Source organism: Paenibacillus bouchesdurhonensis (genome assembly GCF_900155685.1).
GTDB classification, from domain to species: Bacteria; Bacillota; Bacilli; order Paenibacillales; family Paenibacillaceae; genus Fontibacillus; species Fontibacillus bouchesdurhonensis.
Map to the genome: position 1 here is coordinate 3,133,984 of NZ_LT732548.1, position 16,464 is coordinate 3,150,447.

The following is a 16,464-nucleotide window of genomic DNA, read 5'->3' on the forward strand; positions in this document are numbered from 1 at the left end:
CGATACTTGGCTCTTGCACCGTAAGATATAAAAAAGGGTGCTGAAAATGAGTTCAGCACCCTTTTTATATATTTTCGCCTTTCATTTTATATCATCACAAATTTTATATTCATTGCAAGTCGATCTGGAATTTTGCTCCTTTATCGCCCGCAAACACAATTACACCGTTTTTTGGCAGCTCTACGGTACTATTGCCGCTGACTCGTTCAAAATGCACGCAGACCCCCTGCTCATTATAAACGGCAAACGAGCCATTGTTAGGTACTTTTACCCTCATTGCTTTACCTACCGCGGCATCGGGGATCGAAAGCCATCTGGCATGCCCTTTCTCTTGAATAGTCAAATAGGAGCGCGATCCGTTATAGACCGGTTTGACCGCTTCCTCGCGGACATACAAGCTTCCGCCGATTTCCAAATACTCCTGTCCGCCTTGGATATAGAAGTTATAATCCATCGTATCCCTGCCGCTGATCGACGGAATCTGAAGCTCGCTGACCGCACTGTCTGCATCAATCATCTTGCGGTTCAACAAATAATTCGGCGCTTCTGGCAATGTCGCCACAGTCTGGACAGGCATCATGACCAAATACATCACAGAGGAGTATTTCTCATTGACCGCAAAGTATTTTTTCCCTTCCCTTTCCTTCCAAGCTGCCTGTGCCTCGGCCGTTAGAGAATGCGCCTCGAGCTTCTCAGCAGCGTAATGGGATAAAGCCGTCTGCCCTAAACCAGGCAGTGTGGAATAATCTCTAAGCCATAAATAAATGCGTCCGTTCTGTTCTCGAACAAAACTTGCTTTCGAACTGCCATCCTCTTTTATGAAGGAACCGTCGGCGGTATAAACGAATTTCTCAGCCGGATAATTCGGGATATTAAGGACGGATACAATCATTTCTCCCTCTTCCGTGACATCGACCTTCATTAGCGCATTGGTCATTCCGTAGATCCCGGCATACGCTGCCGCCTCCTTCGGCATGGGCACCTTGACCGGAATGCCATGGGATTTCTCAGGCTTCAGTTCAGTAATGACGCCTTTCTCTTGCAGCGCGCCAAGAAGCATTTCATTCGCGAGTATTTGATCCGTCGTGCTAGTTCCGCCTGATGAGAGTACGGCAGCTGCCATATTATATTCCGGCAGAACCACGAGAGAAGCATGATACATAAGCGTATCTCCTCCCTTGGAAAGCGCCTGGATGCCATATTCGCTAAACGGGAACATGTTCACGGTATCCCAGCCGAGTCCGAACCCGATCGCCGTATCTGCCTCCTTCGGCCACATTCCCCTTTTGTACTCCTCCTGCTGCATCGCTTCTGCCGATTTTTTGCTGATTACCGTATCGACCTGTCCTGTGAAGATCTGCGAGAATTTTGCCAATTCCTCTGCGGTAGAGTAAATGCCGCCCGAACCGATGACATTGACGGTTTCGTTCGGCAGCTGCCCCGGATACGCTGGGTAAAATAACGGTGCCGCCTCGCTTCGCTCGATCTTGTCCTGTGAAGTTTTTGTAAGCTTCATGTTTAGAGGCTTCGTAATGACGGTATGAATATACTCCGTGAAGCTAAGGCCGCTGACTCGTTCAACTAAAATTTCAGCTAGTGTAAAGCCGTCATTGCAGTACACCGAAAATGCGCCCGGATCGGCTTTCAGGTTTTGCTCGGCGAGCTGTGCCAGTAATTGATCATGCGCGTATGTGTCATTATCCTCGAACATAAACGTATTGCTAAGCGCGCCACCCTGAAGTCCCGAAGAATGATTCAGCAGCATCCGCGGAGTGATCTGCTTATAGCGAGCGTCTTTCATTTTAAAGTCCGTTATGTAGTTGATGACTGGAGCGTCTAAATCTACCTTGCCCTCATCAACCAGTTTCATAACGGCAGCTGCAGTAAACACTTTGCTTGTAGACCCGATGCCGTACAAGGTGCTCGTTGACACCTTATCTTTTCCTTTCCCTGTATCTTTGCTGGCAACTCCGGAAATCACGATATTCCCTTGGTCGATCAGCGCATACTGTACGCTATTCGTACTGTAGGACTCTACCAAGAGCTGAGCCTTCTTTGCAGCCTCCTCCCTGGTAAGCTTGTAGTCCAGGTGGAGGTTCTGCTTGGATTCCTTCGATTTCCCCTCTTCCTGAACACTTTCCGCTATTACACTTCCCGCCGGCATCAGCAGGCTGAACGCTAGCATGACGGATACGGCAATTCGACCTCTTTTGTTCATTTCTCTCCCTCTCATTCTTTGTTATGTTGGCAATTCATAGATAATACGACGAGCGAACCTGTTTCGTTCAATCCGCCAATATTAAAAGTATGAACTGTTGACCCGCGGCATTCGCACTTATGTTTTAGAAATCTTCGGAAGGTTTCCCAAAAAGATTTCAGAAAACTGCCAGTACTGTCGGATTGGTGCCAGCAGATCGAGCTAAACTAGAAATATTGGCCCTAATGTCCCTGGTACAAAAAAAGAATCCGCATTTTATGCGGATTCTTGTACCAATCAATCTTCAACATCAGCATTAGACATTAGAACGGAACGTGCCCGCCTAACAATACTGACAGTTAATATTACAAAGCCCCCACAACACTCTGGAACTGGGCCTGATGCAGACGGCTGTAGACGCCGCGGGCTTCGAGCAATTCGTCGTGCGTCCCCTGTTCGGTAATGCCCTCCTCGGTGACGACAACGATGCGGTCGGCATTCTTGATCGTTGCGAGCCGATGGGCGATGACAAGCGTCGTCCGTCCCTGGGACAATTCCGCCAGCGACTGCTGAATGACCTGCTCTGTTTCCGTATCCAATGCGGAGGTCGCTTCGTCCAGTATGAGGATCGGAGGGTTCTTCAAGAACATCCGCGCGATCGCTAAGCGCTGCTTCTGCCCGCCCGACAGCTTCACGCCGCGCTCGCCGATCACCGTCTCCATGCCCTCAGGCTGGGAGCGGATGAATTCATCCAGACGCGCCCGGCGCGCCGCCTCCCAAACCTCCTCTTCCGTCGCATTCAGCTTGCCGTAGAGAATATTCTCACGAATGGTGCCCGCAAATAAATATACATCCTGCTGCACAATCCCGATCTGATGGCGCAGCGACTGCATCTTGATGTCTCGAATATCCACACCATCTATCGTGATCGCGCCCGATTCAACTTCATAGAAACGCGGCAGCAAGCTGCACAATGTCGTCTTGCCGGCACCGGAAGGGCCGACGAAGGCCACCGTCTCCCCTTGATGTATCGTCAGATTAATATTACTCAGGACATGTGAATCATTATCGTAGCCGAAGGATACTCCTTCATACCTGATTTCCCTCTGCAGCTCACCGATTTCTACGGCACCCGGTTTATCCGCAATATCCGGCTCGGTATCCAGCAGCTCGACATAACGCTTGAAGCCGGCAAATCCTTGCGGATAGCTCTCGATGATCGCATTGATTTTCTCAATCGGCCGGAAAAAAACGTTTGTCAGCAGCAGAAAACCGACAAATTCGCCATAAGACAATTGGCCGCGAATCACGAACCAAGTACCGCACACCATGACGAACAACGTAACTAGGCGCATCATCATATAACTGATGGCTCCGTTCTTAGCAATCAGCTTGTACGAGAACAATTTCGTCATGCGAAACCGTCCGTTGTTTACGGCGAATCTTTCCTTCTCATGCTCTTCATTCGCAAATGCCTGAACGACGCGGATACCGCCCACGTTATCCTCGACCCGCGCGTTAAAGTCGCCCACGTCCGTGAACAGCTGATGAATCGCTTTAGTCATTTTGCCGTTAAAATACACCACAAGCCAAATAATGACTGGAACGACAACGAAGGTTAACACCGCCAGCTTCCAGTTAATCAGTAGCATAAGTGTTAAAGAACCGGCCAGCGTCATAATCGCAATGAACAGATCCTCGGGTCCGTGGTGAGCCATTTCTCCGATTTGCATCATGTCATTCGTCAGCCTCGACATCAAATGTCCTGTCTTGGTGTTGTCAAAGAACCGGAAGCTCAACTTCTGAATATGGTCAAACAGCTTCTTGCGCATATCCGTCTCGATATTTATCCCGAGCATATGACCCCAGTAATTGACGATATACAGCAATACCGTATTTAACAAATATAAGACCAATAACCCCAGCGATGCCCAAATGATCAGATGCCATTCCTCATTGGGCAGCAAATCATCCACAAAGCGGTTCACGACCAGCGGGAAACCCAGCTCCAGCAAGCCAGCGATCAAGGCGCAGCCGAAATCAAGCAGGAATAATCCCTTATAGGGCCGATAGTAAGCAAAAAAACGGCGAATCATCATACTCATTAGCTTAAATCCAGCCCCTCTCTAATGCTTAAAGATCTCCCGTATGAAAAAGAAAGCTATTCAACCGAGATTGAAAAGCTCTCCAAGATAAATTCGGCGGGAAAATAATGATAATCATTCTCATTATATTGATTACTATTGTAGCTCACGCCGTGCGTGACTACAATACACATTTGCAAATCGTTTTTTATACAGCAGAACAATTTTCATAGAACTGCAATTTTTGCAATGCATGATGGTTGGTGTCTAATCGTTTGAAGCCTGAACCAGGGCAAAGCGCACCGCTCGGCCGATCAATGCAGGCAGCACTGAAATATGGCTCTCTCCGGCAAATTCGGAATATTCCACGCGTAGCTCCTTACTTCGCTCGGCGATCTGCGCCAACCGCTCAGCCAGTCCCTTCGCATTCTCTACCATACGGCTAGGATGTGACTGCTCCAGCTCACCTGCCGTAATCAGCAGGTTCAGTTTCTTAAGCTTGCTTGAACCATCCACCTGATTATACCTCTGCTCCAGTCGGGACACGAACCTCTGCTCCGCTTCGGTCATAAAGGGCTTATTCCAATGCATAGAGGGGCTGCCGGCGGCATAAGTCTGGAACATGTCCGGACGATCGAATAGGGTCTGCAATACGAAAAGACCGCCGAGCGAATGGCCTAGAACGGCCTGTCTGTCGAGATCAATCGGAAATTTTCGTTCCACCTCCGGCTTTAAATCCTGCTCGATAAATGCGGTGAATGCATCTACACCACCGAGCTCCGGCCATGGCTTGCCTTCCGGGCCTGAAATCAGCTGATCGGGCGGGGTCGGCATCGTGTAGTCGTAATAGCGCGAAACATCAAACAGGGCATCGCTCGGATAGCCGATGCCAATCACGACGGCGGGTGATACTCCGGTCTTCTTCTGAATGCGCGATTGGGCGCGTACGGCATCCACCATGGTGGCAAAAAGCGCGTTCCCGTCGAGCAAGTAGATGACTGGATAACCTTCTGGAGGCGGAGCGTCCGACGGCTTATATGCAAAAATGCGATACTCGCGGTTCGCAGCCGTAGAGCGCATATCCCAATACTGCGTGTTCGGTAATGTAAAAGGCTGATTCGTATGTTCCAACTTAACCTATCTCCTTTTCATTTTAATATCCTGACGGCCGGACGGCGATAGAAATCATGAACTGCTCCGGCCTTTGGCTCTATAGAGCAGAAAGATAAAGTACGGTACGCCAATGATCGCAATGACGACACCTACCGGCAATTCCGATGGTGTAAAGACCGTTTTGCCGATATAATCGGCCATCATTACAAGCAGCGCTCCCACGATGCCGCATACCGGGAGCATGCGCCGGTGGGCTTGACCGACAAGTCTCCGTGCAATATGCGGGGCCATGAGCCCTACAAAGCCGATTCCGCCCGATACGGAGACACAGGCGCTTACGATGCCGATGCTGCATAGCAGCAGTATGGCCTTTTCTTTTTCCGAAGCTACTCCGACACTAATGACGCTGTCTTCATCAAGCTGAAACAAATCGAGGGTATAGGACCTCCTCACAACCACAGGAATAAGCAGCACGAGCCAAGGAACCATAGCGACGATATATTTCCAGTTCGCGCTATAAATACTGCCCATATTCCAAACGGCGGCCATTTCAAAATCGCCCGGATTCATTTTCAAAGTCAAATAGAGTGAAACCGCGCTGAGTCCCGAGGCGATAGCAATACCGGTAAGCAGCAGCCGCTGCGGCTCCAGCCTGCCGTTCTTCCACGAGAACATATAGATGAGCACCGCCGCCAGAAGCCCTCCCAACAGGCCAAAGAGCGGCATCGCAAGGATCGACAGCCACCCTTCACTGCGAATCTTCCCTTGATAAAAAAAGAGAAAAATGACCATCGCCGCACCTGCACCGGAATTGATCCCCAGAATACCCGGATCGGCTAGTCCGTTGCGGGTAATGCTCTGAATAACGGCTCCGGCAATGCCAAGCCCTGCTCCTACGAGTAATCCAATGACGATCCGCGGCAGCCGGAATTCGAAAATGACCAAATCATGCTCCGGCTGCGGGTGGATGCGAAGCAGCGTACGGACGACATCCCGAATCCCTATATCGAAGGTGCCATTCGTCAGACTGATATACAAAGTAGCTAAAATCAGAGCAAGGCCTGCCAGTAGCACCCCTAAAAAACGTTGGTTCGTTGGCTTATTCACGCTTTCCATCCCCCTTGGTTCGAATGAGATAGAGGAAAAAAGGAACGCCAAGCAGGGAGGTGACTACTCCAATCGGCATTTCATAAGGATAATTCAAAAACCGGCTCAGAACGTCGCAAAGAGCCAGGAACAACGCTCCGACGATGCCGGAACAAGGAATGATCCATTTGTAATTCACGCCGGTCAAGAACCGGACGATATGGGGCACGATCAATCCGACAAAGCCGATTTTTCCCGCGAGGGCCACCGAAATCCCCGTAAGAATGACAACGGTCAGCATTGTCGCAAACTTAATCAGCTTCGTCTTTTGCCCCAAGCTCAGGGCAATTTCTTCTCCGAGGCTAAGCAGCGTAATGGACTTGGACAGCCAGACGGCCAGCGCTATGCCTATGATTGCAAATGGAATCGCCAACTTGATCAGCTCCGGATTCAATTGGTGAAGCCGGGCATTGTACCAGAAGCTGATGTTCTGCGAAACCTGGAAGTAAGCAGCAATTGCGGCGGACAGGCTGCTCAGGAACGTGCCGATAATTGTCCCTAGGATCGCCATCCGAACCGGAGACAATCCTCCAGGCAGCAGTGAGGCAAGCCCAAATACAATGACAATGCTGAGCGCCGAGCCGATGAATGAATAGAAGATCATTTCGATCGAGGTGGAGTCCGGCATAAATACCATACAGAGCGTGATGGCAAAAGCCGAGCCGTCGGAAACGCCCATAATAGAAGGGGATGCAAGATAGTTTCTTGTCATCCCCTGCATTAACGCCCCGGATATAGCCAGGAATGCTCCAATAAGCAGAGCTCCGATCACTCTTGGTAATCTGGAATGGACAATAATTTGATGATCCACATTCCCTGGATCGAAATGAAGCAGCGCATCACGGATTGTGCTCAGTTCGATATTTTTCGCGCCATACAGCACGGATAATAAAATCGTAAGCATAATCAGAAACGGTGAGCTCCATAAGATCAGGACAATCGCGGAACGCCTTGCTCGAAAACTCTTCGCCGTCACTTCGGTTCAGCTAATTTGCTGTTCTTCACAGCCTCCAAGAATGTGATCTTGCTGTAGGCCGTCCCGCCTTGGGCGCTCGGATCAACGATGTTCACGTACAGATTATCGTTCTTTACAGCATTAATGCTGCCCCAAATCGGGTTGCCCTGCAATTCCTCCAGCGCTTTCGGCGCTTCCTTATTCTCTCCGGCCGAAAATTGAACGAACAGGTAGTCCGGATTCATCCCGGACAGCTTCTCCAGCGAAATCATTTGCTGGGCGTTGGCCTGCTTCACTTCCTCCGGTACGGCCGCCCCTAAATCCTCGTAAATGGACGGATTAAAGAATACATCCTGCGGATAGATCATCATGCTGCCCGAACGCAATCTAACGAACAACACTGTTTTATCTTTCAGGTTCGGGCCGATTTTCTCCTTTAATTCAGTAGCCTCCTGCCTGTACGTCTCCAGCACCTGATTCGCTTGCGACTCCTTGCCTGTCAGCTCGGCGAGCAGCTTCAAGTTCGCTTCCCAATCCGTGGAAATATGGGATACAGGAATTGTCACGCCGACTTTGCTCAGCTTGTCCAGCGTCTCGGCTGGGAACTTGGTGCTGGCCAATATGACATCCGGCGCTAGCTTCAGAATAGTCTCGAGGTTGGGCTGCGTCTTCTCTCCGATGGCAACCGCCCCGTCAGTGATCTCGGCAAATAACGGTTCGAACGCACCGCCCATCGTCATAGCGCCAGTTGGTTTGACATCCAGTACAAGAGCGTCCTCCATCGATTCTACCGACCCGGTGATTACGATCTTCTCCGCCTGGGCAGGTACCGTATATTCTTGACCTAAATATTGAATCGTTCTCGTCTCAGCCGCTGCATTCTCTTCTTTTGCTGCAGATTTTCCGGCAGAAGCGGATTTTTCAGTGGATTGATTTGCTGTGCCTGCCTCAGCGGGCTTGGACTCTTCCTTTGTACCGCACGCGGCCAGACCAAGCATTACTGCCAGCACTAAGGCTAACATGGATGATTTCTTAAACATGTCTTGCTCTCCCCTCATTTTCGATCATCTTTGAGATTGTATCTTTTTCATCGATAATCATTCTCAATTACAAATTATAAGCCGCTCTGCATGAATGGAACATAGACTAATTCCAGATTACGTTTGGACGATTTCCATGTATGTGAAGCAGCAGATCATCAATCATTCGGAGACAGGCATAGGCGGAATACTCGCGCCAAGGATCCGAGGAGATCATATAAACGTTGTTTTTGCGGACGGCCTTTAAATCCTGCCATGGCCTGGACATTTGCAAGCTTTTCCAATAGCCTAGCGACTCTGGCTCCTGGCATACGTTCAGCAGTATTCTGTCCGCTTCCAGTCCAGCCAGTTGCTCCGTGGAAACGGCTTGCTCATAGCCGCAGAGCTCCACTCGGCGAGGAACCATATTCAGCTGCAAATCCTCGTACAGCACTTCACGCATTCCCCGCAGAGGGCTTACGTAGCAACGCCGCTTATGAATGCTAATCAGGAGCAGCGCATCCCCGCCTAACTCCCGGCTTATCCTTTCCCTCGCTCTCGCGGCCTTGCGTTCGTAATTATTCAGCCAAACGTCTGCCTCTTGCGAAGCGTTAAGGAACTCCGCCGTCATTTTAAATTGTTCCCGCCAGTCATCCTGGCAGGATATCGTGAATACAGGCGCGATGGCTTCTAGCTCCTTCCTTTCCGCCTGCTGCAAATGACCATCATCACAGATAATGACATCCGGGCTCGAATGGCGAAGCGCCTCGATATTGGCCGGCCAATCGCGATTGAACCGATAGGCGCTAAGATGCAGCGGAATGGATGCCCGATGCTTGCGATAGTAATAAGCAGTCCATTTCGGGTGTAGAGGTGCCGCATAGGGGGTCATGTTAAGCGCCAGCAATTGACCCAGAATCGACGGAGTATAGGCAACGATTTTGCGGCGGCGGTTTTTAATATAAACAGAAGGGGCAACGCCTACCTCTTTCTTAAATTTTCGGCTGAAGTAAAACTCGTCGCTATAGCCTACCTGAACCGCAACCTCCTTTAACCTGGCTTCCGATTGTAGCATCAGCAGCTTCGCATGATTCATCCTGACCTCTGTCATGTAATCGATGGCGCTCAGACCGTAGGTTTTCTTGAATAAATCGACATAATATTTTGGGCTTAGCTCCGCTATGCCTGCGAGCAGCTCGATACTCAAATTTTGGTAGTAATGGCTGTCAATGAACTCCTTCGTGCGCTCATGCGCTGCACGGGAATGAGACTCCGGAAGGCGGCGGATGTTCCCCAACAACCGATAAATCAGCTCTTGGAACGCCGACTGTGCACGGAGCCGTTCCAGCGGCTCATCCTGCTCCCAGCAACTGAACATTAATTCGCTCAACAGAATCGTCTGAACATTATGGTGAACCGGGAGTTCGCCCGTAACCGGATAATCAACCTTGGCGCCCGAATCATTCAGCACATCAAACCGAATCAGATAGACCTCGATCTCCTGCCCAGCTTCAACCTCTATTCCAATCGTCTGACCCGGCCTAGCGAAATGCACGGCATCCCCTCTAATCCGGTAATCCTCTAGATCTAGCTTTAACTGGCCCGCGCCTCGTTTGCACACAATCAGCACCGGCGATTCCACGAGCCGATGCTCCATGCCCTTTCCGCGAATGCAGGTGATTCCGCGAAGCTTGTACCAAAGCTCAGCAGCCAATATGTATAACGATGGATGATCTATTTTGATATGCGACATATCCTTCACTCCTACTAATGAAAATGATAATCATTATCATAATACGTTAACATAGTTAGAAGCATCTGGTCAAACGCTTGATGGATTCCAGCTAAGACATTCAAATGCAACAAAAAACTGCTGCCCAACGGGCAGCAGCAATGATGCAAGATTGTTTCTATTGCTACATTACAACGGAGTAAACTCCTCATATCTTATTTCAAAATACTCTCAATTACATCGTCGATAATTTGGCTATTTGCTATGACACCTGTATAGAGCCAGCTAGATTCATTATCATACTCATAGATCTGGCCGCTCTTTACCGCTGGAAGTCCTGCCCAGATCGGATCGGATAACAGCTCTTCCATCGGCACAGCGGAGCTGACAATGAAGATATAGTCCGCATCCAGTTCAGCCAGCTTCTCCAGCGAGATTTGATTCCAGTTCGCTGCTGCCGAGGCTGACATCTCCTGTACAACTGCCGGTACTTTCAGCCCTAAATCCCGATATAGAACATCCCCGCTGGAAAATTTCTCATGAACGACATAAGTACTCTTGCCCAGAGGCCACAGGACTGCAGCCGATTTCTCGCCAATAGCGGCTTGCAGTTTCTCCTTTGCCTCCTTCGCCTTCGCATCGTAATCCTCCAACGCCTTCTTTGCCTCGTCTGCCTTGTTCAATACTTCGCCAACGACCAGGAGTTCCTCCCGCCAATCGTTGTTTTGCTCCGTGCCGACAGAGTATGTAGGCGCAATCTTCGAATACTGCTCATATTTATCCCCAGCGACCATTTCTGCACTATCCACAAGGATTAAGTCCGGCTGGAAGCTCAACACGGCTTCATAAGGAAGCTCTGACGGAATCGTCGGTATATCCTTTAGCTCATATTGCAAATAATTTTGCACCTTCGTTTCTTCGGCCACAGACCACTGTGCTACAGGCTTGACGCCTAACGCGACGAGATGATCCTCTAGATAAGAAGCGATAATTCGCTCCGGATTAGCCGGAACCTTTACTTCATGGCCCAGTGCATCCGTAAGCTGACGCTCGGTCGTCTGCGATCCTGCGGCTTGATTCTCGCCGGAAGGCGCATTTGTATTCTCGCCTGCGCTGCCGTTCGTATTTGCCGGGCTTGATCCGCCAGAACAAGCGCTTAACAACAATGTCAAGCTCAACAATACAGCTGCGAAGGCAAATTTGTGTTTTTTGTTTCTCTTCATTTCCAATCTCCTCGCCATCCAACTGATAATGATAATTATTTTCAATAAAGTCAGTATAACCTGAATTTTGAGGATATTCAATCTTAATTAAAGTTGTTCATTACTGCATGCGTGCCTCCCCGCCTGTTCCGACTTCTCTTCCTGGAATACGCGCTGAGCAGGATAAGCTAGTTATAGCTGGAAGCTATATCAACCATAATCTTTGGCCACGGATTCCTTGAGCGCTTCTACATAAGCTGCCCCCAGCTTCGAGAGCGGCATGTTCCGATGCGAAATCCAGCCTACATTAATCGTCTCGTCACAGTCCAGCGGCACAGGAATGATGTCGCGACCGTTCAGATCAGCGCTTAGCACGCCCGTGGATATCGTATAGCCGTTAAGACCTATCAGTAAATTAAACAACGTCGCTCTGTCGTTAACGCGAATGATCTTCTTATGCGACAGCGTGCTCAAAATTTCCTCCGAGAAGTGGAACGAGTTGAATTCGCCCTGATCAAAGCACAGGAACGGGTAATCATCCAGCTGATCGATCGCCACGATAGACTGTTTTGCAAGAGGATTCCTCACACTGATAAAAATATGAGGTCTTGCCACGAACAAACTGGTAAACTGCAGCCCGGCATCATCCAACAGCCTGTTAATGACCTTGGCATTGAATTCATTCAAATACAAGATGCCGATCTCGCTGTACATATGCTTGACATCCTCAATCACTTCGTAGGTTTTCGTCTCTCGCATCGCCAGCTCGTATTCATCATGCCCATATTGATTCACAAGCTCCACAAAAGCACTGACCGCAAATGCGTAATGCTGAGCCGACACGGAGAAATGCTGGGGAGCCGGCTTCACGTTCAAATAGCGGCTCTCCAGCAACACAGCCTGCTCCACGACCTGCCGGGCGTAACTCAAAAATTCCGCACCATCCTTCGTAAGCAAGATGCCTTTATTCGTCCGTTCAAAAATAGTAATCTGAAGCTCTTCCTCTAAATCCTTGATTGCATTGGATAAGCTCGGCTGCGATATGAACAAGCGCTTCGCGGCTTCGTTCATCGAGCCGCGGGTCGCCACCTCGATCACGTACTTCAACTGCTGAAGGGTCATCCTCCATGCCTCCTTTGTCGATGATGAAATAGGTTTAACTTTGCAACAAACCGACCAGTAAGAACTGGTCGGCTGTCAACATCGTATGAAGTTAGCTGAAACGAATGAGCAAATGTATGAGTGCAGTGCTACGCCTGAATGATATCATTCAATTCAAAGGCGACGATCTGGTTGCGCCCGCGCTTCTTTGCTTCATACAAGGAGCTATCCGCCTTGGCGACTAGCGCTTCTAAATCGGAGGCGTGATCAGGATATGAGGCGACTCCTGCGGAAATCGTCACAATGTCACCGCATGGACTGACCGTGCCTTCCATCTTCGATCTTAGCCTCTCCGCTACCTTCACCGCATTCTGCTGCATCGTGTCCGGCAGCAGAATGACGAATTCTTCTCCGCCATAGCGGCAGCAAATATGATGGGGCTCCACCGATCCGGCCATCTGCATCGCCAGAAATTGCAGCACATGATCGCCTTCCGCATGACCGTATGTGTCGTTGACCCGCTTGAAGTGGTCGATATCCAGTAAGATCAGCGAGAACGGTGTTTCTTCCTCCAGCCACTTCTTCATATGCTCATCCATTCCGCGGCGATTCGTCAGCTTCGTAAGTGGATCAGTCTTTGACTGATGATTGGAATAATTAATGCGATTGTGAAGAAAAGCCAGGCTATGAACGAGCGCTTTCTTTAACTGGATGACCTCGTAATACCAGGCAGATATCTTCGCGATATGCTTCTCTTGATTTTTCTCCGTACTGTTTTCGGTATAATAAGCCAGTTTATGCAGCGGCTGAGCTATTTTATTGGACAGCCAGATGATGAATATAAGCGATACGAACAAGAACGGAAAGGAGGTGACGATCATTTTCTTCAGCATTGCCTTCGCAGGAGCTAGTGTAACTGCTGTCTCCCGCTGCGAGACTACGCCCCAGTCCGCCGTAGGAATATAACTATATCCCGCTAGCATGTCCTTGTTCTTCGTATTGATGACGCGCTCGGCCCCCCGCTGCCCGTTCATCAGCTTCCGAACGACCGGGTTCCCGTCCACGATATCATTGACGCGGCTTTGATCCTGATGATATATAATGCGCCCGTCCCGGTCTACCACATATACATAGGAGCCGTCTTTATAGAAATGCTCTCCCAGAATTTCGTTAAGAATGTTCATTTCCTTCAGATAAAGTGTTCCGCCGACCAAACCCAAATAATTATGCTCCTGATCGAAGATCGGATAAGAGATAAAAATGATCAAACGCCCGGTGATTCCTGTGTAAGGCTTGGAAATAAGCGGCCTTCTCTCTTCAAGTGCTTCCTTGCTGGAAGGCGACTCCAGTATTTTTCCTCTAAGATCAAGCGATTGCGGCGATGTCGCCAATACTTTGCCGGCGGCATTGGTTATGGCCACGGAGTTGAAGGTTCGCGTTTGCATTTTCAAGCGATCCGCTTCCCGCAGCAGAGCTGCCTCGTCATCCATGATCAAAGCGATTTCCGCAGCGCTCACACTCAAAGTCTGCAATGTCGTTTGAAGGAAGCTTTCCGTTGTCTGCGCCAGCTTCTCCGCGTACATCCGATTCGTTTCAAGCGTGCTGGTGAGCAGCGTCTGTTTATTTGTATCGTACCCGCTTAATAGGCTGCTGATCAGCGTTAATATAAAAGATAATAGAGCAACAAAAACAATCAGGTACCGCAGCGACAGTTTCATTCTTTTCATTCATGAGTCTCCCATTTCAATAGATGTAGGCAAAAAGAATGCTGCTCTATTTTTTTATGTAAAAACAGAGGGAATTCTTTATCTCGAAACATTTAAAAAATTGTCTAATCCGTTGAATTCTATCATATTTACGAATGCTTTTAAACAATGATTTTATATAGGCTGCCGCTGCATGCCGTAAGTCATCTCCGCCATATTAAAAGTCCTCCCCCGCTTGGTAATTGCAGGGAAGGACAAGTAAATTTAGGTATATGTTTTTTGTTCTTATGCCCCCGGGCTGCCCTCGATTTTAGGCAGCATATTGCCTTTAGGAAGATCCTACGAGGAAATTATTCCTCCTCATCATTGGCAAAATTCAGCACAGCATCGTCCACTTGGGCGACCGTTCCCAAATCGGGCATGTCCGTCAGCTCAATTTCACAGCTCACAGGAGCAGAATGAAGCTCGAAGAGGATGATCTCATTCTGTCCTTGGCGCAGCAGCGGACCGGGGACATACAATGTGCGCTGCGGCCCTGCGTTCCAATAACGTCCCAGATTGAAGCCGTTAACCCAGGCCATGCCTTTATGCCAGCCGTCAAATCGCAGGAACGTATCGCCAAGCGTCTCCGCCGCGAAGCTTCCGCGGTAAAATGCTGGCTGCTCTTCCCCGCGCCCTTCAGATGCTGTAGCGGCATCACCTGCATCATATTTAAGCCCCGCCAGAACTCCCGCCTCCAGCGGCAGCGGCCGAACCGTCCAATCAAATTGGAACTGATTGTCGATGCGCACTCCCTCCGTAATCCCTTTCGCATCGCGAATGAGCGGCCCGTAATTGACGCGCCCCATATTTTCGACGAGAATATCCAGCTTCGCTCCCTCGGCCGGTACGGAAATGTCCAGCGGCTGCGGATTCCAGCGCTCAATGACACCGAGCAGGCGCCCATTCAGGAATACCTGAGCACGATCGCGCACGTCCTGGATGTACAGCTTCTGGCCGTGACGCGGACCTTTGACAAAGGTGCTGTACAGGATGAACCCGAAGGACTGCCCGAATTTCTCCATCGGTCGTACGTTTACGCACTGAATTGGCTGGGATAGCTGCTGCAGAGCAGCATCCGTGAACAGCTCCGCCTTCTCCATCAGTTTTATTTTCCCATAGGAAACCTTCGGGATCGGCTCCGGGAACGGACAGTCCGGTGTAAATCCGTGCTTGGCAAGCACTTCTCTGACAGCCTCCAGCTTCTCCGTACTGTCACCCCATTCTGACAGAGGAGCATCATAATCATAGCTTGTCGTCGTCGGTTCATAAGTAACGATATGATTAGCCCCATTGTAAAAGCCGAAGTTGGTTCCGCCATGGAACATATACATGTTGATGGATGAGCCCTCAGTCAGCATTTCATCGAGCACTTTCGCGACATCCGCTCCGTCCCGGACATGGTGATCCTCCATCCAATGGTCGAACCAGCCGTTCCAGTATTCCATCACCATCAGCGGTTCGTCTTTCCGGTATTCCCGGTATTTCTGAAACGAATCCTTTACCCGGGAACCGAAGTTAACGGTGGCGTGCACATCAGAAAGTGTGCCTCCAAGGAGCATCTCATCGGTTGGCCCGTCCGAAGTGAATAGAAGAACATCGATGCCCCGATCGATCAATCCATTACGCAAATAATCAAGATAAGCCGTGTCATTCCCGTAGCTGCCATATTCATTTTCTATTTGAACAGCAATTATCGGTCCGCCCTTGGTCGAGAGGAGAGGCACAAATTTAGGAATTAACTCATCATAGTAACGATCCACCTTAGCCAGGTAGAGAGGATCGCGACAGCGAACCTGAAGGTCGCTATACGATAACAGCCAGGCTGGCAATCCGCCGAATTCCCATTCCGCGCAGATGAAGGGGCTTGGCCTTACAATAACATGCAGTCCAAGCTCTCCGGCCAAACGAATAAACGACTCGACATCCGCGATGCCTGCGAAGTCAAACTCTCCTTCTCTTGGCTCATGCACGTTCCAAGCAATATACGTCTCCACCGTATTGAATCCGCTGGCCTTCAATTTCAATAACCGATCCTTCCAATATTCCGGTACTACTCGGAAATAATGGATCGCTCCCGAAATAATCCGATAGGGCTGTCCGTCCAGCAAATATTGACCTTGATTCCAAGTAAGTAAGCTCATGTATATATTTCCTCCGCTAATAATGA

At 49.6% G+C, this 16,464-nt stretch carries 11 protein-coding genes; all 11 read right to left on the minus strand.

Annotated features, from left to right (window positions below):
• Positions 1-109 precede the first annotated feature (109 nt).
• The 11 genes from CZ379_RS18115 to CZ379_RS18165 all read right to left on the minus strand — a co-directional run bounded on the left by CZ379_RS18115 (position 110) and on the right by CZ379_RS18165 (position 16,438).
• A complete protein-coding gene (locus CZ379_RS18115; RefSeq protein WP_110932907.1) occupies positions 110-2,218 on the minus strand; it encodes a serine hydrolase domain-containing protein in 2,109 nt (702 codons plus the stop codon).
• A gap of 344 nt (positions 2,219-2,562) precedes the next feature.
• Positions 2,563-4,293 (minus strand): ABC transporter ATP-binding protein, encoded by a 1,731-nt coding sequence (locus CZ379_RS18120; protein ID WP_110934439.1) that lies wholly within the window; start codon positions 4,291-4,293, stop codon positions 2,563-2,565.
• 255 nt (positions 4,294-4,548) lie between these two features.
• Entirely contained in the window at positions 4,549-5,361 is an 813-nt protein-coding gene (locus CZ379_RS18125) for an alpha/beta hydrolase (protein ID WP_110934440.1), read from the minus strand.
• A 105-nt stretch (positions 5,362-5,466) separates the two neighbouring features.
• Entirely contained in the window at positions 5,467-6,501 is a 1,035-nt protein-coding gene (locus CZ379_RS18130) for a FecCD family ABC transporter permease (protein ID WP_110932908.1), read from the minus strand.
• The gene (locus CZ379_RS18135; protein ID WP_110934441.1) at positions 6,494-7,444 is read right to left on the minus strand and encodes a FecCD family ABC transporter permease; all 951 of its coding nucleotides are present in this window, start codon (positions 7,442-7,444) and stop codon (positions 6,494-6,496) included. Before CZ379_RS18135 ends, CZ379_RS18130 begins: the two co-directional genes overlap by 8 nt.
• A 68-nt stretch (positions 7,445-7,512) precedes the next feature.
• Positions 7,513-8,535, minus strand: a complete 1,023-nt coding sequence (locus tag CZ379_RS18140) for an ABC transporter substrate-binding protein (protein ID WP_110932909.1) — start codon at positions 8,533-8,535, stop codon at positions 7,513-7,515.
• Between the two features lie 106 nt (positions 8,536-8,641).
• Positions 8,642-10,267, minus strand: a complete 1,626-nt coding sequence (locus CZ379_RS18145) for an AraC family transcriptional regulator (RefSeq protein WP_110932910.1) — start codon at positions 10,265-10,267, stop codon at positions 8,642-8,644.
• A 194-nt stretch (positions 10,268-10,461) separates the two neighbouring features.
• On the minus strand, positions 10,462-11,469 hold the full coding sequence (locus tag CZ379_RS18150; protein ID WP_110932911.1) for an iron-hydroxamate ABC transporter substrate-binding protein: 1,008 nt from the start codon (positions 11,467-11,469) through the stop codon (positions 10,462-10,464).
• Between the two features lie 189 nt (positions 11,470-11,658).
• Complete coding sequence (locus CZ379_RS18155) at positions 11,659-12,570, minus strand: LysR family transcriptional regulator (protein ID WP_110932912.1); 912 nt, start codon at positions 12,568-12,570, stop codon at positions 11,659-11,661.
• 128 nt (positions 12,571-12,698) lie between these two features.
• Positions 12,699-14,276 (minus strand): sensor domain-containing diguanylate cyclase, encoded by a 1,578-nt coding sequence (locus tag CZ379_RS18160; protein ID WP_110932913.1) that lies wholly within the window; start codon positions 14,274-14,276, stop codon positions 12,699-12,701.
• 329 nt (positions 14,277-14,605) lie between these two features.
• Positions 14,606-16,438, minus strand: coding sequence for a glycoside hydrolase family 35 protein (locus CZ379_RS18165; RefSeq protein ID WP_110932914.1), 1,833 nt, complete (start codon positions 16,436-16,438; stop codon positions 14,606-14,608).
• Between the last annotated feature and the right edge of the window lie 26 nt (positions 16,439-16,464).

Excerpts from the sequence above, each read along its gene's own strand:
- CZ379_RS18165 (WP_110932914.1), bottom strand. The coding sequence starts at position 16,438 with ATGAGCTTACTTACTTGGAATCAAGGTCAATATTTGCTGGACGGACAG.
- CZ379_RS18120 (WP_110934439.1), bottom strand. The coding sequence starts at position 4,293 with ATGATTCGCCGTTTTTTTGCTTACTATCGGCCCTATAAGGGATTATTC.
- CZ379_RS18145 (WP_110932910.1), bottom strand. The coding sequence starts at position 10,267 with ATGTCGCATATCAAAATAGATCATCCATCGTTATACATATTGGCTGCT.
- CZ379_RS18140 (WP_110932909.1), bottom strand. The coding sequence starts at position 8,535 with ATGTTTAAGAAATCATCCATGTTAGCCTTAGTGCTGGCAGTAATGCTT.
- CZ379_RS18155 (WP_110932912.1), bottom strand. The coding sequence starts at position 12,570 with ATGACCCTTCAGCAGTTGAAGTACGTGATCGAGGTGGCGACCCGCGGC.
- CZ379_RS18150 (WP_110932911.1), bottom strand. The coding sequence starts at position 11,469 with ATGAAGAGAAACAAAAAACACAAATTTGCCTTCGCAGCTGTATTGTTG.
- CZ379_RS18125 (WP_110934440.1), bottom strand. The coding sequence starts at position 5,361 with ATGCGCTCTACGGCTGCGAACCGCGAGTATCGCATTTTTGCATATAAG.
- CZ379_RS18115 (WP_110932907.1), bottom strand. The coding sequence starts at position 2,218 with ATGAACAAAAGAGGTCGAATTGCCGTATCCGTCATGCTAGCGTTCAGC.
- CZ379_RS18160 (WP_110932913.1), bottom strand. The coding sequence starts at position 14,276 with ATGAAAAGAATGAAACTGTCGCTGCGGTACCTGATTGTTTTTGTTGCT.
- CZ379_RS18135 (WP_110934441.1), bottom strand. The coding sequence starts at position 7,444 with ATGCTTACGATTTTATTATCCGTGCTGTATGGCGCGAAAAATATCGAA.